An 18,752-nucleotide genomic window follows, 5' to 3' on the forward strand; every position below is an offset into this window, starting at 1 on the left:
GAACCGCAAGCACTACTACCACCCTACTTTACCTCATATGAAAAGAACTTCTTCTCGGCACCTGACAGTAGGTTTATTAGGATTAACTCTGCTGGCTGGCACGCCCTTGCTGGCCCAGAAAGCCCCGGCAAAAACGACCCCAGTAAAAGCCAACGACACCACCACGCCGCTGCACCTGTTGCAGCCGGATTATCCGGTGCCGTACGGCAAAACCAAGGCCGAGGAAGTGAAGCAGGTACTGGACCGAGTGTACACGTATTTGGATGCGGCCACGCCTGCCCAGCTGGTTGATAAGCAAACCAATGCCGTTGTTAGCACCAGTGCCAAGTTCAACCCCAACGCCGTTATCAAGCCCGGCGACTTCCGTCTAACCAGCTACGAATGGGGCGTTACGTACTCGGGCATGCTGCTGGCCGGCGAAGTAACCGGCGATAAGAAATACACTGCCTATACCTTCGACCGGCTTAAGTTTCTGTCGGAGCTGGCGCCGTACTACAAGGAGTTCCAAAACGCCAATCCGAAGGCGCCTACGCCCATGCGCGGCTTCATGAACCCGCACGCCCTCGATGATGGCGGGGCCCTAACGGCCTCCATGATCAAAGCCCAACGGGCCGGCCTGTCCGCCGATTTGCGCCCCCTAATCGACGGCTTCGTCAACTATATTATGACGAAGGAGTTTCGGTTGACGGATGGCACCTTGGCGCGCAACCGCCCGCAGCCCAACACGCTCTGGCTCGACGATATGTACATGGGCATTCCGGCCCTGGCGCAGATGGGCAAACTTACCGGTGAGAAGCGCTATTACGACGAAGTGGTGAAGCAGTACACGCAGTTTTCGCAGCGCATGTTCAACCAGCAAAAGGGGTTGTATATGCACGGCTGGGTGCAGGAAATGAGCGTGCACCCCGAGTTCCACTGGGCCCGGGCCAACGGGTGGGCCCTCATGACCACCGTTGACATTCTGGACGTGCTACCCGAAGACCACCCCGGCCGCCCTGCCATGCTAGCACAGCTAAAGGCCCACGTAAAAAGCCTAGCTGCGCTGCAAGCCGGCAGTGGCTTCTGGCACCAGCTCCTAGACCGCAACGATTCTTACCTAGAAACTTCGGCCACAGCCATCTACGCCTACGCCATTGCGCACAGCATCAACAAAGGCTGGCTCGACACTAAGGCTTACGGTCCCATGGCCCTATTGGCCTGGAATGCCGTGAGCACGAAAGTCAACACCAAAGGGCAAGTGGAAGGCACCTGCGTGGGCACCGGCATGGGCTTCGACCCGGCTTTCTACTACTACCGTCCCGTGAATGTGTACGCCGCCCACGGCTACGGCCCGGTTATCTTGGCGGGCGCCGAAATCATTCGTTTGCTGAAAACTCACCCCTCCGAAATCAACGACAGTTCCGTTCAGATAACCAACTAACTAGGCTGACTGACACCAATAATTTGCCTTTCCCGTTAAGCTTTAGCTTTCCTTCTGCTCGTTACTTTCTCTCCCTCACCTATTTTCAATGCACAGAAGCACTTATCGAGTTGCCGTACGTATTTGCACCGCGCTAGGTGTTTTCGGGCTTGCCTTGGCTGCCCTGCCCGCGTTGGCGCAACAGCCAGTCAAGAAAGGAGAGCCGCTGGTGTTTTCCTACTTCAAAGGCAACGGCGAAGACGGTCTGCACCTCGCCTACAGCCGCGACGGATACGCTTGGACTTCCCTGAAAAAAGACAGCACCTTCCTGCGCCCCACCGTGTCGAAAGACAAGCTCATGCGCGACCCCTGCATCATCCGGGGCAAGGATGGTTTGTTTCACATGGTTTGGACTGTAAGCTGGAACGACAAAGGCATCGGTTATGCTAGCTCCAAAGACCTTGTCAACTGGAGTGCGCAGCAGTTTGTGCCCGTGATGCAAAAAGAGGCGGAAGCCCGCAACTGCTGGGCCCCAGAAATCACCTACGACGCTGCCACCGGCGCCTACGTCATCTACTGGGCGACCACCATCAAGGGCCGCTTTCCCGAAACCCAAAGCACCGCCGACGCGGCCTACAACCACCGCATCTACTATGTCACGACCAAGGACTTCAAGGCGTACTCCGATACCAAGCTGCTCTACGAACCCGGCTTCAACGTTATTGACGCCACCATTCAGCGCGACGGCAAGCGCTACGTGATGTTCCTGAAAGACGAAACCCGCGAGCCGGCTCAAAAGAACTTGCGCGTAGCATTCAGCAACAGCATTACGGGTCCGTACAGCAAAGCCTCCGCTCCCATCACCGGCAAGTATTGGGCGGAAGGCCCCACGGCTGTGAAGTTTGGCAACGAGTGGCTGGTGTATTTCGACAAATACACCGAGCACAAATACGGCGCGGTGCAATCCTCTGACCTTGAAACCTGGACCGACGTATCCGACAAAGTGCAGTTCCCCAAAGGCCTGCGCCACGGCACCGTTTTTCCGGTGACCGAGAAAGAACTTAATGTGCTATTGAAGCAATAGGACCGACGCAAAACCTTATTCATAAAAAAGTGCGTCCTGCTTAGCAGGACGCACTTTTTTATGAGCATAATCACCAGCAGCTTCCTGGTGCTCTTCATTCAGAGCGGGTTGACTTAGGCTGCTTGCAAAACCTATTCTGTTTGTCTTTGGATGCTCACTCGTCAGGACTTTACAGCGTTTGCGAGCGGTTTTCCTTGTTCGAAGTCGGTGATGTTCTGTAGGGTAATGCGCGCGATGTTGTGCAAGGCGTCGGCGGTGAAAAAGGCTTGGTGGCCGGTGACAAGCACATTGTTGAACGAGAGCAGGCGCATAAACACGTCATCCTGGATGACTTTGCCCGACATATCCTCGAAGAATAAATCACCTTCCTCTTCGTACACATCCAACCCCAAGTATTTGATCTTTTCGCACTTAAGGCCCTCAATCACCGCTCGTCCATCAATAAGGGCGCCGCGGCTGGTGTTGATGAGCATCATGCCTTCTTTCATTTGGTTGATGGACTCCTCGTTGATCAGGTGGTACGTCTGGGGCGTGAGGGGGCAATGCAACGAAATAATGTCGGACTGAGCATATAGAGTTGGGAGGTCTGTAAACTCCACGCCTAGCTCGTCGGAAGCAGCGCTGGGTTGCACATCATACCCGAGCACCCGGCAGCCGAAGCCTTTCAGAATGCGGGCCGTCACCAACCCGATGGCGCCTAGCCCAATAAGCCCGACCGTGCGCCCATGCAAATCGAAGCCCATGAGGCCGTTGAGGGCGAAATTGCCTTCCCGGACTCGGTTGTAGGCGCGGTGCGTTTTGCGGTTCAGCGCCAAAATCAAGGCCAAAGTATGCTCTGCCACGGCATAGGGCGAGTAGGCTGGTACGCGCACCACTGGCAAGTTGAGGGCGGCGGCCGTTTTCAGGTCCACGTTGTTGAAGCCCGCGCACCGCAGAGCCAACAGTTGAACTCCATTTTCAGCTAACTGGTGCAACACCTGCGCATCAACCACATCATTGACAAACACGCATACTACCTCCGCGCCTTGGGCCAGTGGAGCAGTGCTGGCATTGAGCGGCACCTCCAGAAACCGGAGCTGATGGCCGTACTGCTGATTAACTTCTTCGAAAAACTGGTGGTCGTAGGGCTTTGTATTGAAGAAGGTGATAGTCATGCAGAGGAAGTAAGAAGGAACCCGAGAAAGAACAACTACGCTCCGGCCCTATTGTGTTGAGAAGTCGGCAGTAAATCAAATAACCACGTTTTCTGTACCACTGAGCGGCCGCGGTGTTGCCGAACAAGCTTGTTGTTCATCAAAACGCCGCGCAACAAATCCAGAAACGGCAGTTCTGAATCTGTTGCGCGGCGCATCATTCCGAACAGTACGGGGCTACTACCAAGCGTAAGTTGACAGGCAGCTATTTACCAGCCGCTTACCAGCCGCCTTATGCTTTGACCATGTACTTAAGGAGCGGGTTCTTCTTGATGCTCTTCAGCCCATCAACTACCGATTCGGCGTTTTGGCGGGCGCCGGCCTCGATGGTGTGGGTGTGGTCGGTGGTGTTGAAATACGTGCTCTTTACTTTCTCCTCCCCTTCCTTGTCGTATTTGTCGGCAATAATTTTGTTGAGGTCGATAAAGTAGGCGCCGCCTTGCTTGGCCGCTTCCGAGGCCCACAGGCCGTAGTCGGCGGTGGCGCGGTTCACTTTGCCGGCAGTCCAGGTATTGCGCGGGATGGGCGAGCAAACATAGACCGTGGCGCCTTTGGCTTTGGCCTCGGCAATGAATTGGCGTAGGTACCAGCCGTAGCTGTGCACCACTTCCTGCTGCTTCTTGATGGGGTTGTAGATTTCCTGGCTTTCCTCGCCATTGCTTTTGATGGTGCCCCGCGCCCGCGCCGTGTCGGCTAGCGGGCCGTTGTCGTTGTGGCCGAATTGCATGATTACGAAGTCGCCGGGCTTGATGTTCGCTTGCACTTTGTCCCAGAGGCCGTTGGTGCGGAACGTGCGGCTGCTGGTGCCGCCGAGGGCGTTGTTGCGCACCGCAAGGCGGGTGGTATCGAAATGAGCCGGCAGGAAATTGCCCCACCCCCATAGGCCACCGTCGCCCTTGCCTTTGCCGTTTTTCACCGTCGAATCACCTATCAGGAACAGCGTTGGTTTCTTGGAAGCTTGCGGCAGGATGGTGAAAGCGGAGAGAGCAAGTAGCACGAGCAATAAGCCATAGGTTAAAACTCCTTTGTTGCGCTGCGTGCTTTCGTGTGGTTGGTGTTGCATACGTGAGGTTCTGCGTGTTGCGAAATAGGTTTTCACTTCTTCGCCAGAAATTTAGTGAGCGGCAACCGTTTGGCTGCTTTGATGCCGTCTGCTACCGATTCGGCGTTGAGGCGGGCGCCGGCTTCGTTGGTGTGAGTATGGTCGCCGGGGAAGAATTTCTTTACTTCATAGGGGCCGAGCTTGTCGTATTTGTCGGCCGTGATGCTGTTCAAATCAATGAACGTCACCCCTTCCTGCTTGGCTACTTCGGCGGCCCACTTGCCGTAGTCGTTGGTGGCCCGAATCACCTTGCCTTCTTTCCACTCGTTGCGCGGAATCATGGAGGCCACCATGGGCGTGGCGCCTTTGGCTTTCGCCTCTTTTATGAATTTGCGCAGGTACCAGCCGTAGGTATGCACCGTTTCCTGGCGGCCATCGGGCCACACCAAATCCTTGGTTTCTTCGCCGGTACCCTTAAGCACGCCTCGGCGGCCGGCCTTAGTGGTATCGGGGGCGCTGCCTTCGTTGTGGCCGAACTGCATGATCAGAAAGTCGCCGGGCTTTAGAGCGTTGTGCACTTTGTCCCAGCGACCTTCCGAGATAAACGTACGGGTGCTACGGCCGGCCATGGCGCTGTTGTTGATGCTGATTCTGGTGGTATCGAAGTAGCTAGCGAGTTGGCTGCCCCACCCGGCTTGGGGTGCGTTAGTATTGCGCACTGTGGAGTCGCCGATAAGGTAGAGCGTGGGCTTGGATGGCTTTAGGAAGGCGGTTAAAACGCAACATAGCGCGAGCAGCGCAAATAAGTTTTTCATGGATGCGGGGTGTTGCTTCTCTTGAACTTCGCTGTGGATGTTCGAAATGAATTTAAAGTGACACGCCCAAAACGCAGTCAGCTTAACCAGAACAGAAAGTCTTGCAAAGCTTGCCAAAGCATTGGGCGTGCTGACGCTAAGGAAGGCATTGTCATGCTGAGCGGAGTCGAAGCATCTCGCTTGATTTATTGGGTTAGTCTTACAACCTTAGCACGCGAGATGCTTCGACTCCGCTCAGCATGACGTTCTAGTTGTGCTAGGCATTAGCACGCCCAATGCTTCGACTGCGCTTGCCCTCAGCATGACAAACGGATTAGGTTGGCACGATTGCAATTAGATGGAATGCTATGTTGATTAGGCTTGGCTAATCACTTGCCAATTTTTGCCGTTTCCGGTTTCATGCCTTCACCTAAGTAGTAGCTGGTGTGCGGGGGCTGGTTGTAACCCACGTTTTCGCGGGCTACGCCAAGCCGATACGCGGGGTCCTGCATCAGGGTCACGAAACGGTGCGTAGTCGGAATGGTGGTCGTGAAAATCAGCAGCTCGTCGTTGTTGGCGTTGCGCCACATCACTTCTTCCCGCCAGTCGCCGAACAGGTCAGCACTCACGCAAGGCGTAGCTTTTGTGCCGTTGCACGAAGCCGCCCCGAACGGCTTGCCATCCAGCAGCGTGCTGGCAGCTCCGGCCTTGTACTCCCACTTGGAAACGGTGGTGCCATCCAGCAGTTCGCGCAGTAGGTCGCCGTCCCACCACAGACCGAAATTCACGGCACGCGGCGCGGGGCCAATAGGTTCGCCTTTGCAAGTAAGCAAGCCCAGTTCCCGGTTGCTAACCCAGACCTCGGCACCCGCATAACGTGGGTCAATATCAGCGGCCATACCCCGGCCTACATCCTGACCTGGCAGCCCCGAAAACAACACCTTGCCCGTAAGAGCATCGTACATGGCGGCGCCTGGCCCATTTTCATGACCGGGCACTTTCTCTTCGTTTTCGTGCACACCCCAGGCTTCCAGGTCGGGCGTGGAAGGGTCGAAGTTGCTGACGTGCAGCGCATCACCGTGGCGCAGGCCGGTGCTGAATAGGCCCTTGCCATTGTCATCCACTACCATCGAGCCATACACAATTTCGTCTTTGCCATCGAAATCTACATCGTTGACGCTCAGGCCGTGGTTGCCCATCCCAGAGAACGGGTTCTTGTCGTCTTGCGAGTCGAACATCCAGCGGGAAGTGAGCTTGCCGTCGCGCCAGTCCCAGGCGGCCAGCACGGTGCGGCCGTAGTAGCCGCGGCACATTACGGCGCTGGCGTGCACGCCATCCAGATACGCTACGGCGGCCAGCATCCGGTCGGCGCGGTTACCGTGGCTGTCGTTGCCGCCGTTGCCCCCAATGCCGCCCCAGCCGCCCAGCGGGTCGCGGCCGGGCGCGTAGGGCGCGGTGGCCAGCGCGGCTCCGGTCAGGCCGTTGAACACAGTGAAAAACTCGGGGCCCGCCAGTACCCGGCCGTATTTACTGTCGCGGGGGCTGGCTACGGGCGGGCCATCGGTGGGCACGGTGAGGGTCCGGTAGTCTTTGCTGGCGTCGCCGATGATGGTGCCTTTGCCGTCCGTGGTGCCATCGGCGGTTTTGCAGGCCACTTCGGCTTTGCCGTCCCCATCAAAGTCGTACACCAGAAACTGCGTGTAGTGCGCCCCGGCTCGGATGTTCTTGCCCAAGTTGATGCGCCACAACTGCGTGCCATCGAGCTTGTAGGCATCGAGCAGTACTGGCCCCGCAATGCCCGCCGAACCATTGTCGCGGGCGTTGGAAGGCTCCCACTTCAGCACAATCTCGTACTGCCCGTCGCCATCCAAATCCGCTACGGAGGCGTCGTTGGCGGTGTAGGTGTATTCGCTGGTTTCGGTGCCGCTGCTTACGCTACCGCCGGCAGGGCGCTTCAACGGGACTCGCATAAAGTTCTGCGCCCATACGGCCGCTTGCTCAAGGGGCGCATCCTGCGGGCTGCGGCTGGTGCTTTTGCCCGCTACCAGCTGCACCGAGTACGAGTAGGTTTGGGTGGCATCGGCGGTTTTATCGACCCAATTGGTGCTGGTGGCAATGGGCTTGCTGGTCAGCTTTACGGCCTTGCCTCCCTTCGCCTGGCGGAACACCAGAAACCCCGCACCCTCCGGATCGGAATTCAACAGGCGCCAGCTTACAAACACCCCGCCTCCCTCCTGCTTTACCGCCACTACGCCGCGGCCGAGCCGTTCCAGTTGGCGCTGCGTGGCGGCAGGGTGAGACGTGGATTTCAACCTTGGCTTAGTGGAAAAACCAGCGGCCAGCAAGCCGCTACACAGCAACATATAGCCTGCTTTGTTGGTGTACTTCATATGTGATTAGGTAGGCACAAAGAATAGCAATGAGTCGTCTGGAGGACTAGCGCTTCAACAGCTCCAAAAACAATGGGCAGCTTTTATCCAGCTGCCCATTGCACTCGAAACTACCCGTTAGTTGTACCCCGGATTCTGCTCCCAGAAGCCAGGATTGAGCCGCAATTCCAACAGCGGAATCGGGAAAATCAGGTCGTGCTCGTCAAGCTGCCGGAAGTTGGCGCCGCCAGTGGCCGTGGTGCCCGTGGTGCTACGCTTAAAGGCCGTCATGACGGAAATGGCATTGCCGGTGCGCACCAGGTCGTGCCAGCGCTGGCCTTCGGCGATGAACTCGTAGCGGCGCTCTTTCAGCACGGCAGCCCGGAAGGCATCCCGGGAGGCAGCCTCGGGCGAAGCCGCAGTGTACTCAGGGATTCCCGAGCGTTTCCGAATCAGGTTAATGAGCGTGAGGGCCATGGCTGGGGGCGGGCCGCTGGTTTCCTCGCCCAACACCTCGGCGTACATCAGCACCACATCCTCGAAGCGGATGATGGGGAAGTTGTTGGGGTAGTCGGTGCGGTTTTGAATGCCGGTAATGCCTTTCTCCAGGAACTTGGTTAGCTGTGGGCGGCCCGCCGTAATGGCATTAGTAGTAGGGTTGCGAATAACCGAATCCAGCGTTGCGGCCTTGCGCTTGTCGATCTTAGGCCAGTTGGCACCGAACAACGCAGGAGGCAACGTGAAATCTGCTTGAAACCCGGTAAACGGCGACCAGAACGTAGGAAATACCTGGCCTTGCTGCCACGGAATAGGGTTGCCCAAGCCAGTGCCGCCCGAAATGTATTGCAGCTCAAATACCGCATATTTGTTGTCGTTGGCTGACTTGAACAGGTCGGCGAAGTTCGCAGCCACCGAGAAGGTACTGGCCCCACCAGCGGCGTACACGTCTGCAAGCTGCTGCTTGGCCAGCGGCAGGGCGCTGGCTTGGCGCAGCGGGTAGCCGTACATGGTCAGGTACACTTTGGCTAGCAAGGCTTTCGCCGCCCACCGGGTAGCCCGGCCTTTCTCGGTCGTACCATAGCTGGCAGGCAGGTTGGCCGCCGCGAAGGTCAAATCGTCCACGATGAACTTGTACACGTCGGCTACCGGGGAGCGGGGCACTTGTTTCGCCTCCTCGATGCCCAAGGTCTTCTCAACGATCGGCACGGCGCCCCAATAGCGCACCAGGTCGAAGTACGCCAAGGCCCGCAGAAACCGCGCCTCCCCCTTGAACTGCTCGACGCGCGCAAACGTGAAGGGCTCGACTTTCTCCTGCAAGATGTTGGCCCGGTACACAATTTCATATAAGTCGGTCCAGGTAGCTTGCAGCTGATTGGTTTGCGACGTGGTGTTGAAGTTGCTTACGTCGCTGTAGTCGCGCTGTACCGAAGCCACGTCGGCCGCCACGTTGTCGGAGCGGAATTCCGCTAAAAACCAGTACGAGTTTTCGGGCAATGACAGGCAGCCATTGTAGATAGCAAGTACGGCCTGGTTGAGTTGAGTTTCGCTGTTGTAAAACTCGTCGGCTATGTTGTTGGCTACCGGCGGAATATACAGGATGTCTTCGCTGCAGGCCGTAGTCAGCAGTCCGGCCAAGCCCAGGGCTGCGGCGTAAGTGAAATATTTATAGGATTTCATTGGAGTGGCGATTGAAATGGGGGACGTTACAGCGACAGGTTGAAGCCAAACGTGTACGTGCGGGACTGCGGGTAGCTACCGTTGTCGAAGCCACCGGCCTGCAGGGCCTCAGGTGAGAAGCCGCCGGTGTAGTTGTGCCAGATGTAAGCGTTTTCAATGGCCACATACACGCGGGCTCCGGCGTAGAACGACTTCTTGGGCAAGTTGTAGCCCAGCGTGATGTTCTTGAGGCGGATGTAGTCGGAGCTATATAGCCAGCGCGAATCGAGCAGGGAGCTGTTTTGCGCCGTGATGCTCGGCGTTTTGCCGTCGCCCGGCTCGTCCACTGACTTCCAGCGGTTGTTCCAGGTGCTGGCGTGGTTGTAGAGGTAGCCCATACCCGGCCGGTCGATGGAGCGGCCAATCAGCGAGTACAAGTCGCCGCCCGCCTGGGCGTTCACCAGCACGTTCAGGTCGAAGTTCTTGTAGCGGAAGCTATTGGTAACACCGAAGATGAATTTGGGCTGCGGGTTGCCAATGATGGTGCGGTCGTCAACGGTGATCTTGCCGTCGCCATTCATGTCCTGGTACTTGATGTCGCCTACGCGGGTGTTGTCTAGCTTGGGCTGGGTGTCCACCTCGGCTTGGGTCTGGTACACGCCAATGGCCTTGTAAAGCAAGAACGAGTTGATGGGCGCTCCTACTTGCAGGATGCTAACAAAGCCGCCAGGGCTTTCCCCGCTGGGCACGGGCGTGTTGTCGTAGTCGAGCCGCTCTACGCGGTTGATGTTGTAGGAAGCGTTGAAGTTGGTAGTCCACTCGAAGGCCTTCACCATGTTGCGGGAAGTCAACCCCAGTTCTACCCCCTGGTTGTACACTTCCCCGATGTTAACGAACGTGCGGGTGAAGCCCGTCAGCGACGACAGCGGCACCCGATAGAGCATGTCGGTGGTGTTTTTCGTGTAGTAGTCGGCCGTTACTTGCAGGCGGCTTTGCAGCACGCTGAAGTCGAGGCCGTAGTTGAAGCTGGCGGTCTGCTCCCAGCCCAGGTTGGTGTTGTCGATGCCGCTGGAGCTGAACCCGTTAACGCTTACCCCATTCAAGGGGTAGTTTGCTGCGCCCAAGAGGGCGAACTGCGAGTTGTTGGGAATACGGTTGTTGCCCGTCACGCCCCAGCTGGCCCGCAGCTTCAGGTCGCTGACGAGGGTCACGTCCTGCATGAAATCCTCGCCCGACAAACGCCAGCCCACCGACACGGCCGGGAAGTAGCCCCACCGGTTGTCGGACCCGAATTTGGATGACCCGTCGCGCCGCAAACTGGCCGAGACTAGGTATTTCTGCTTGTAGTCGTACTGGGCCCGGGTGAAGTAAGACAACAGAGCTTCCTTGAAGGCGAAAATACCGTTCTGGTTGGTGGTCGAGTTGTTGCGGTCAAACAGGAAGGTGTTGTCGTTGGGCAACTGGGTGTTTTCCTGGGTGGACCGGTCTTCGCGGGTGCGCTCCACAGAGTAGCCCAGAATGGCATTCAGACTGTGGTCGCCGAAGGTGCGGGTGTAGTTCAACACGCTCTGGAAGAGGTAACGTGTGTTGAACGTTTGGTAGTAGCGCGAGCGGCTCAATGAGCCCTCCGGAGCACCAAACCATTCGCGGCTGGAGTTGGTCGGGAAGAACTGCTGGTCCTGGAAATAGCCGTTGTCCATGGCGCCCAGCAATTGCAGTTGCAGGCCCTTGTAGATGTCGAAGTTCAAGCCCATGTTGGCGTTGAGGCGGGTACGGGTGCCATTGGCCTGGGTGCGTTCCATTACGGCCACTGGGCTGATGTAGCGGCCCGACCACGCATACGTAGTGTAGGGGTCAGCGCCGACATATATGCCCGCTTCTTTGGGGCCTACGGGCGGCATTTGGGCGGCGTTCAGGGCCTGCCCGCCGGTGCCATCCACACGGCCCAGGCTGCTCCACTCCATGCTGGGCGCCAGGGTCATGAACAGCTTGATTCCCTTGCGAATTTGGGCGTCGAAGTTGGCCCGGAGCGTGGCGCGCTTCAAGTCACTCCCAATGATGATGCCCTTCTGGTCCAGGAAAGAGCCGTTCACGTTATAGGTTATGTTGTCGGTACCGCCCGACACGCCCACTGTGTACTGCTGCATAATGGCACGGCGGAAAATAGCATCCTGCCAGTCGATGTAGGAAAGGCTGTCTTCGCCGTAGGCCCACTTCGGGTCGTGGGTGTAGCGGATGATGTTGGTGCCGCTTGGCGGCGTGCCGTTCACGGTCAGGCGTTGAATGCGGGTTTCACGCGAGTCTTCTATGCGGTTGATAGGATTTTGCGCCAGCCAGTCCAGGTCGATGCCTTCCTTGCGCATCTGAATCCACTCTTCAGCCGATTGCACATCGAGGCGGCTTTCCGCTATCTGCATGCCCGTGAAGCCGGAGAACTGCAGCTTGGCCGCGCCCTTCTTGCCGCGTTTGGTGGTCACGAGCACCACACCGTTGGAGCCGCGCGAGCCGTAAATAGCCGCCGAAGCTGCGTCTTTCAGCACCTCGATGTTGGCTACGTCGGTGGGGTTGATGCCGCGCAGGTTATCTACGGGCACACCATCCACTACGTACAGCGGATCATTGGAGGCGTTGATGGAGGCGGCACCCCGCACCCGAATCTGCAATTCGGCACCGGGCTCACCCGAAGGGGTTTGCACGTACACACCAGGCATCTGACCAACCAGTGCATTCTCGATACGGTTGACGGGCCGTTCCTCGATTTCCTTGGCCGTGATACCCGTAACGGCACCCGTGACGTTGCCCGCCTTTTGGGTGCCGTACCCCACTACCACCACTTCGTCCAGGGCCTTGGTATCGGCCGTGAGACTCACATTGATGGTTGTTTTGCCGTTTATTTCCACTTCCTTGGTTAGGTAGCCAACAAAGGAGAAAACCAGCTTACCGGTGGTGGTAGGAACCGAGAGTTGGAAGCTGCCATCGGCATTGGTACCCGCCCCAATGGTGGTACCCTTTACTACTACCGTTACGCCCGGTAGCGGCTCGTTCTTATCAGAGGTCGTGACTTTGCCGGAAATCGATTGCGATTGAGCGAAGACGGACCGCGTAAACAGCAGTATTGCCAGCAACGGCAATAATCTGGCTAAGCAGTACATGTTTTTCATACGGAGTGAAGTGTGGTTGACGCTGAGGGGCCTGAAAAAAGTTCAGGAAGTTATTGTTACCCAGCGCGCGTTCCTTCCCGTACTTACCTGCTTATAATAATTAATTCAGGTCTGTGTTAGATGCAAAAGAGCCCGGCGTATAACCGGGCTCTTTTGCGCGTATGAACGGATGATAGTAGGCGAAGCGGGCGTGCACTCGTTTGCACTACCCAACCCCTAAATGTGCTGTGTTAGCAACCAGTACCTGCGCTTCCTACGCGCTTCAGCTAGCGTTACTGCCTTCTGGCCTGTGCAGTTGCTACTCGGCCTGCGGCTGTTCGGCGGCCACCTGCGTTACTGGCGTGGTGGTAGTGGAGGTAGCCGTTTGCTCGGTGTTGTCGGAGCCCAAATAGTTGCCGTAGCCCACAATGATGGTAGACAGCACCACCGTCAGAATACCCAACGACACAGTGCGCATGGTGGCACGGTTGGCGCCCCGCCATTCATGCAGATACAACCCCCACATTGAGCTGAACGCAATGATGAAGGCCATGTGCAGTGTCCAGCCCGAGAAACGGTAGACGCCCAGCTTGGTGTCGCCCATGCCGTAGAAGAAGAACTGGAAGTACCACAGCGTGCCCGCCATAGCGCAGAAGATGATGTTGCGTAGCGCCGGGAAGGTTGGGTTGAAATAATCGGTGTAGGTGCGGTTCTTGAGGTTGAGGTACAGGCACCACACGGCATTGGTGGTGAGGCCACCGAGCAGAATCACCACCAGAATGGCGTTGTTCTTATAGAGTGGGTCGGCGCCCTGCTGCACGGCCAAGTCGGCAATTTTCTGCCCCGCTTCCAGCCCGAAGGCGAAACAGGCGCTCATGATGCCCGAAAACACGGCCACCAGCAAGCCTTTCCGCAAATCATATTCGGCAATCGACTCGCCCTTCTCGGCCGCCGACAACGACTTCTCTTTCATGATGCCGGCCCGGCTGCAAATCAGGATACCAACCAGGCACACGAACAAGCCGAAGATTGTCACCTGCCCCGAGGCGGTACTCATCAGCTGCGACATGGTGCCGCCCCAGATAGGTGGCACCAGCGTGCCCACCAACGCGCACAGCCCCATGATGACGGCCATGCCCAACGACAACCCTAGGTACCGCATAGCCAGCCCAAAGGTTAAGCCGCCAAACCCCCAGAGCACGCCCCAGAAGTACACCCAGAACAGCGTGCTGCTATCGGTCTGGCGCAACACGTCCGTTAGGTTCGGGATGGTGAGGAAACCGAGCAACCACGGAACCAGCAGCCACGAAACGATGCCGCCTACCAACCAGTAGCTTTCCCATGACCACCCTTTTACCTTTTTATAAGGCAGGTAGAAACTGCCGGATGCAAAGCCGCCCAATGCGTGAAAGATAACTCCCCAGATTACAGCCATAGTCGTATGCTTTTCAACAAATCTGCCCTATATACCACTATAAACTGTCCTGTGCTCTCCTGAGCAATTGGCAAAGCGCAGAAGCGCCTGATTTTCACAGGCTACTGGGTTCTATCCCACAAAAAAAGCTCCTAGCCACTCCGCAAGTAAGGAGTAACTAGGAGCCGAAGCGTACGGGTTTGCAGCAATGCCCAGGCCCCACTTTGCCGAACAGAACAAGGTAGAAAAGTAGTTTCTCTTACTCTCCGCCGCTGCTGACGGCCTTAGAGGCATCGGCCGGCCGCACCGTGGGGTACTTGATGCCAAGCTGCTCTAAGTACGTTTTATACTTCGCCGGATTGTAGTAGTACTTCTTCATCTGAGGCCGATATTCTGCCATAATCCGCTCGTTGAGGGTAATAGCGGGCTTATCGGTTTTGGAAATCAGAGGCGTGTACTTGGTGTTCTTGGTTTGCACCTCGTTGAAGTACGCCCAGGCCTCCTTCAGGATTTCCGGTTTCACCAGCATGTCCAGCAGTGTCATGGCCTCGGCTTTGGCACCGGCCGTTACACCTTTGTGCGCAATGGGCGTGGCCATGGAAATAGCATTCGACCAGTGGTGGCCCGGCAAGCCCGGAATATTGGACGGGTAGCGCAGCACGATGGTAGGCACGTTCCAGGATATATCGGCAATGTCGTCGGAGCCGCCCCCAATAGAGAATTCCTCGGGCTTGTTGAGCGTGTCCAGCTTCATGGCTAGGCCATCAATGGGCTTGTTGCGCCGGTCGGTTTTGGGCGCTTTCATTTCCACTTGCGTGGCTCGGGCCAGCACTTGGTCGTCGGCGCTCCAGGTGGGCAGTCCTACCGTCCGGATGTTCTGGTACATGGTTTCGGCCATGGGCTTGTTCATGTGGCCGGGCCAGGCGCTGCCCAGCACTTCGTGCGTGACGGTGGTGTTGGTCATCAAGGCAGCGCCTTCGGCCATCTTCTGGGCATCGGCATACATCTGCATGATTTTGGGGTAGGTCCGGTCGCGGAGGTAGTACCACACTGATGCCTTGGAGGGTACCACGTTGGGCTGGTCGCCGCCGTCGGGAATCACGTAGTGCGAGCGTTGGGTTACTTCCATGTGCTCCCGGTGGAAGTTCCAGCCGATGTCCATCAACTCCACGGCATCCAGGGCGCTGCGGCCCCGCCACGGCGCACCCGCCGAGTGGGCTGCCTGCCCCTCGAAGTTGAACTTCACGGAAATCATGCCGTTGCCCCCACCATCGCCATACGACACGCCCAGGTTGTCGGCAACGTGGGTGAAAATGCAGGCATCTACGTCTTTAAAGTATCCGTCGCGGACATAGAATGCCTTGGCGCCGAGCTGTTCTTCCGCCACCCCGGGCCAGAGCATAAGCGTGCCCGGAATCTTTTCGCGCTCCATTATTTTCTTAAGCGCCAATACTGCCGTGATATTCAGCGGCTCGCCGGAGTTGTGCCCTTCGCCGTGCCCCGGCGCGCCCGCCACAATAGGGTCGTGGTAGGCTACGCCGGGCTTCTGCGACGCCTTCGGGATGCAGTCGATGTCGCTGCCGATGGCAATGAGCGGCTTGCCCGAGCCCCATTTCGCTGTCCAGGCGGTGGGCACGCCCGCAATACCCTGCTCGATAGTGAAGCCGTTCTTCTTAAGAATCCCCGTTAGGTAGCGCGACGTTTCCACCTCCTGAAAGCCTAGCTCACCGAAGCTGAACACCATGTCCACCATCTGCTGGGTGGCTTTCTGCTGCTTGTCAATCTCGGTGGCCAGCTCTTTCTTGAGAGCTTCGAGCTTGGCGGGCGACATGGTCGTTTGGGCCGCCCCGCGCTGGGGCAGCGCAAGCGTGCCCAACAAGCAGCCCACGCCTACCAAGCGGCGAAAGAAAGTAAAGTTCTTCTTCATAGCATTTGGGTTAGAGTTTGGCTTTTTGTGGTTGGATCAGGCTGAGCATACTAAATCATTTCATGGTCACTACTTGATGCTAGAAGTCTAGTTTCCCTCCTCAGCTGAGGAGGAGAATTAGTTTTCTAGCATTAAAGGTCTAGTCCTTAGCAAGCCGGATGCCTCTGCTCGGTTGGAAGCAAGAGCTTAATACACAATGTCGTCCCCCAGAAAATCCAGGGCGGGCATGCCGATGGGCGCGCCGGGTGGCATTTCCAGGCCGGGCACGGGCAGAAACTTGTTGGGGTCTTCGTTGAACTTAGCAATCTGGGCAAGGCCGAAAGCCAGATTAGCTTTCTGACGGGCTTCGGCGGTCGGCATCTTGCCGGCCATCCACTGCTGTAGCTCCTGCACTTTCAGCAAGGCCTGCCCCCGAGCACTTTCCGACGCCTTGGTATCGGCGGCTAGTTCCAACAGATTCTTCAGCGTCACGTTGTTGACCATGGTGTGCAGCTCGCCTTTGTAGCCCGCCGGCAGCGGGGCTTTCCAGGTGGCCGTGAGCAACTTATCCACTACCGGCATGAAGCCGGGTTGCTGACTGTCGCGGGCTTGGTACTCAATGAGGCGGGCGGCCCGCTCGGGGTTCAGAATGGAGGCAATGGTTTCGCCTGCCGCCGCCTCGGCCGTGGCAATGGGGTCGAAGGTGGGGCCGGTGTGGCGGCTGAACAGCTCCGACGAGTTGGTGTACCCCGACGGGCGCGGCGGAATCATCTGAATTAGCTTTTCGGGCAGCGCCAACGCGTCCGGCGTGATAGTGGTCAGCAGTGCATCGAAGGCCCGCCACTGCTCGGCAGGCGCTACCATTTTCGTGGGCACCTGCCCGTCGCCTTTCACGGCCGGCGAAAAGTACAGCCCACCCAACGATTTGGCGGTGGCTTCAATCTGGTAGCGGTGCAACAGGTAAATCGGCACCAGCACTTCCTCTAACGTCGCCATGGGGGCTTGCTCCCGAATGGCTTTCTCCGAGAAGTTGTCGAGTACATGCCGGCGCACGGTCATCAGCTTGGTAAGCTGGGTAATAGCGTTTTCGCCGTCGTCCCATTGGTGCGACGTGGGGTGCGTGTAGCCGCCAATATCCGGGATGAAGAGGTGGCCCTGCTTGAGGGTTTCCTGCATTATTTTCTCTAGGCCCGCATCCTCGTCGGTGCCTTTGGGGAAGTCTTGGTAGCCCCATACCACCGCCCGCTTATCCCAACTGCCAATGCCCGCATCGTAGGCGTCGGACACGTCCACGGTACCATCAGCCTTGAGCGAGAAACGCGGAAACGGATAATCCATCACCGAAGTTCGGCCTTTAGGGCTAGCCGCGAAGTTGTGAAAGAAGCCCAGCGTGTGCCCGATTTCATGAGCCGATAATTGGCGAATACGAGCTAGGGCCAACTGCTCCATTTTGTCGGTATTGCCTTTGCCACCGTACGGCTGCAACAGGCCTTCCGCAATCAGATAATCTTGCCGGTGCCGGTCGGAGCCGAGCGTTACCACGCCCTTCATGATTTCGCCGGTGCGCGGGTCGATGTACGACGAGCCGTAGGAAAACGCGCGGGGGTTGCCGGCCCGGTCCACCCAGTTCACTACGTTGTAGCGAATGTCCATGGGGTCGGCGCCAACGGGTAGCTCCTGAATCTGAAAGGCGTTTTTGTAACCGGCTGCCTCAAACGCCTGGTTCCACCAGGAACCGCCTTCAATCAGCGCCTTCTTGATTTTTTCGGGTGCGCCGCGGTCCACGTAGTACATGATGGGCTTCACCGGCTCGCTCATAGCGGCCCGGGGGTTCTTTTTTTCCAAGCGATGCCGCCGCGAGAAACGCACCAGCTCCGGCTCGGTCATTGGGGCCGAAAAGTCCATGTAGCTGAACATGTTCATGCCACTGCGCGGGTCGAATTTGCGGGGCTTGTAGTTGTTGTCGGGCAGTTCTACCAACGACTGGTGCATGTTCACCGTTATCGAGTTCGGGTCGGGCGCAATTTCCGAGCCGCCTCCGAAGCCCCGCCCCCCAGCCGTAGCGCCGCCCGTGAACGTGACCATGGCCTCAAACTCGGTGTTCTTGGAGAAGTTCTTGGTGTTTTCGAGCAGCACGGCCGAGCGAGACTCATCGAAGCGGTAGGGCGCCGCCGAAGCGGCCGGAGCGGGCGCGCCCCGCAACCCCGCAAACGACCGTGCGCCCAGCCGGTCACCAATTTTTTGGCTGTCGCGCACCAAGAAGGGCGTGAAATCCACCAATGCTTTGTCCCCCTCGGTGGCCGCGGCCGTGAAGCCCCAAATGACGGACTTGGCAAAGGCGCTGGCCACCGATTTTTGCTCGTCCACGTTCTTCGTGACGGCGCGGTAATTATAGTTGGGAGCCAGCAGCATCACCTTCGGCCCCATGCGCACAAACTTCACAATCGACGACGACGCCTGCCCCTTCTCTGGCCCGCCCATGCCCACGCCTTCGGTCAGCGAGCTGAAGTACAAGAACTCCTGATTGAACTTGTCGACCTCTAGAAATATTTTGCCGGTTTTCTCGTCGTAGTAAAAAGGAAAGTAGCCCTCGTATTTCTTCATTCCCTGCGTGAAAGCGGAAATACTGGTGGACGGTTTTGCCTCTGACTTGCTGGTGGGTGGCGCTTGCCCTGCGGGGGCGTTTTGGGCGGGGGCTGGGTGGTGGAGGGTTAAGAGAAGGGCTACTGGCAGGTACTTTGTTTTCATCATGAGT

11 protein-coding genes are annotated in these 18,752 nt (G+C 57.6%); 2 read left to right on the plus strand and 9 right to left on the minus strand.

The features are described from left to right. The first annotated feature begins 37 nt into the window (after window positions 1-37). Window positions 38-1,420 carry a glycoside hydrolase family 88/105 protein gene (locus tag MTX78_RS14085; RefSeq protein ID WP_243795340.1) on the plus strand — a complete coding sequence of 461 codons (1,383 nt, stop codon included), beginning with the start codon at window positions 38-40 and terminating at the stop codon, window positions 1,418-1,420. Between the two features lie 88 nt (window positions 1,421-1,508). After that, complete coding sequence (locus MTX78_RS14090) at window positions 1,509-2,483, plus strand: glycoside hydrolase family 43 protein (protein WP_243795342.1); 975 nt, start codon at window positions 1,509-1,511, stop codon at window positions 2,481-2,483. Window positions 2,484-2,644: 161 nt separating this feature from the next. Here the strand turns inward: MTX78_RS14090 and MTX78_RS14095 are convergent, their stop codons facing one another. From MTX78_RS14095 to MTX78_RS14135, 9 genes are all read right to left on the minus strand, one after another. After that, on the minus strand, window positions 2,645-3,637 hold the full coding sequence (locus tag MTX78_RS14095) for a 2-hydroxyacid dehydrogenase (RefSeq protein ID WP_243795344.1): 993 nt from the start codon (window positions 3,635-3,637) through the stop codon (window positions 2,645-2,647). A gap of 271 nt (window positions 3,638-3,908) precedes the next feature. Beyond that, window positions 3,909-4,739, minus strand: a complete 831-nt coding sequence (locus tag MTX78_RS14100; protein ID WP_243795350.1) for a rhamnogalacturonan acetylesterase — start codon at window positions 4,737-4,739, stop codon at window positions 3,909-3,911. Between the two features lie 32 nt (window positions 4,740-4,771). Continuing rightward, window positions 4,772-5,533 (minus strand): rhamnogalacturonan acetylesterase, encoded by a 762-nt coding sequence (locus MTX78_RS14105; protein WP_243795352.1) that lies wholly within the window; start codon window positions 5,531-5,533, stop codon window positions 4,772-4,774. 368 nt (window positions 5,534-5,901) lie between these two features. After that, on the minus strand, window positions 5,902-7,902 hold the full coding sequence (locus MTX78_RS14110; RefSeq protein ID WP_243795353.1) for a rhamnogalacturonan lyase: 2,001 nt from the start codon (window positions 7,900-7,902) through the stop codon (window positions 5,902-5,904). A 117-nt stretch (window positions 7,903-8,019) separates the two neighbouring features. Then, the gene (locus MTX78_RS14115) at window positions 8,020-9,558 is read right to left on the minus strand and encodes a RagB/SusD family nutrient uptake outer membrane protein (RefSeq protein ID WP_243795355.1); all 1,539 of its coding nucleotides are present in this window, start codon (window positions 9,556-9,558) and stop codon (window positions 8,020-8,022) included. Between the two features lie 26 nt (window positions 9,559-9,584). Beyond that, a complete protein-coding gene (locus MTX78_RS14120; RefSeq protein ID WP_243795357.1) occupies window positions 9,585-12,698 on the minus strand; it encodes a SusC/RagA family TonB-linked outer membrane protein in 3,114 nt (1,037 codons plus the stop codon). Between the two features lie 298 nt (window positions 12,699-12,996). Beyond that, window positions 12,997-14,112 carry an L-rhamnose/proton symporter RhaT gene (gene rhaT / locus MTX78_RS14125; protein WP_243795363.1) on the minus strand — a complete coding sequence of 372 codons (1,116 nt, stop codon included), beginning with the start codon at window positions 14,110-14,112 and terminating at the stop codon, window positions 12,997-12,999. Window positions 14,113-14,350: 238 nt separating this feature from the next. Beyond that, on the minus strand, window positions 14,351-16,018 hold the full coding sequence (locus tag MTX78_RS14130) for a peptidase dimerization domain-containing protein (RefSeq protein WP_243795366.1): 1,668 nt from the start codon (window positions 16,016-16,018) through the stop codon (window positions 14,351-14,353). A gap of 186 nt (window positions 16,019-16,204) precedes the next feature. Beyond that, a complete protein-coding gene (locus MTX78_RS14135) occupies window positions 16,205-18,748 on the minus strand; it encodes a zinc-dependent metalloprotease (protein WP_243795368.1) in 2,544 nt (847 codons plus the stop codon). Window positions 18,749-18,752 lie beyond the last annotated feature (4 nt).

This window comes from Hymenobacter tibetensis (genome assembly GCF_022827545.1).
Classification (GTDB): Bacteria; Bacteroidota; Bacteroidia; order Cytophagales; family Hymenobacteraceae; genus Hymenobacter; species Hymenobacter tibetensis.

Bases quoted from the DNA above. Each gene is read 5' to 3' on its own strand.
- MTX78_RS14085 (WP_243795340.1), top strand. From the start codon at position 38: ATGAAAAGAACTTCTTCTCGGCACCTGACAGTAGGTTTATTAGGATTA.
- MTX78_RS14090 (WP_243795342.1), top strand. From the start codon at position 1,509: ATGCACAGAAGCACTTATCGAGTTGCCGTACGTATTTGCACCGCGCTA.
- MTX78_RS14095 (WP_243795344.1), bottom strand. From the start codon at position 3,637: ATGACTATCACCTTCTTCAATACAAAGCCCTACGACCACCAGTTTTTC.
- MTX78_RS14100 (WP_243795350.1), bottom strand. From the start codon at position 4,739: ATGCAACACCAACCACACGAAAGCACGCAGCGCAACAAAGGAGTTTTA.
- MTX78_RS14105 (WP_243795352.1), bottom strand. From the start codon at position 5,533: ATGAAAAACTTATTTGCGCTGCTCGCGCTATGTTGCGTTTTAACCGCC.
- MTX78_RS14110 (WP_243795353.1), bottom strand. From the start codon at position 7,902: ATGAAGTACACCAACAAAGCAGGCTATATGTTGCTGTGTAGCGGCTTG.
- MTX78_RS14115 (WP_243795355.1), bottom strand. From the start codon at position 9,558: ATGAAATCCTATAAATATTTCACTTACGCCGCAGCCCTGGGCTTGGCC.
- MTX78_RS14120 (WP_243795357.1), bottom strand. From the start codon at position 12,698: ATGAAAAACATGTACTGCTTAGCCAGATTATTGCCGTTGCTGGCAATA.
- rhaT (WP_243795363.1), bottom strand. From the start codon at position 14,112: ATGGCTGTAATCTGGGGAGTTATCTTTCACGCATTGGGCGGCTTTGCA.
- MTX78_RS14130 (WP_243795366.1), bottom strand. From the start codon at position 16,018: ATGAAGAAGAACTTTACTTTCTTTCGCCGCTTGGTAGGCGTGGGCTGC.
- MTX78_RS14135 (WP_243795368.1), bottom strand. From the start codon at position 18,748: ATGATGAAAACAAAGTACCTGCCAGTAGCCCTTCTCTTAACCCTCCAC.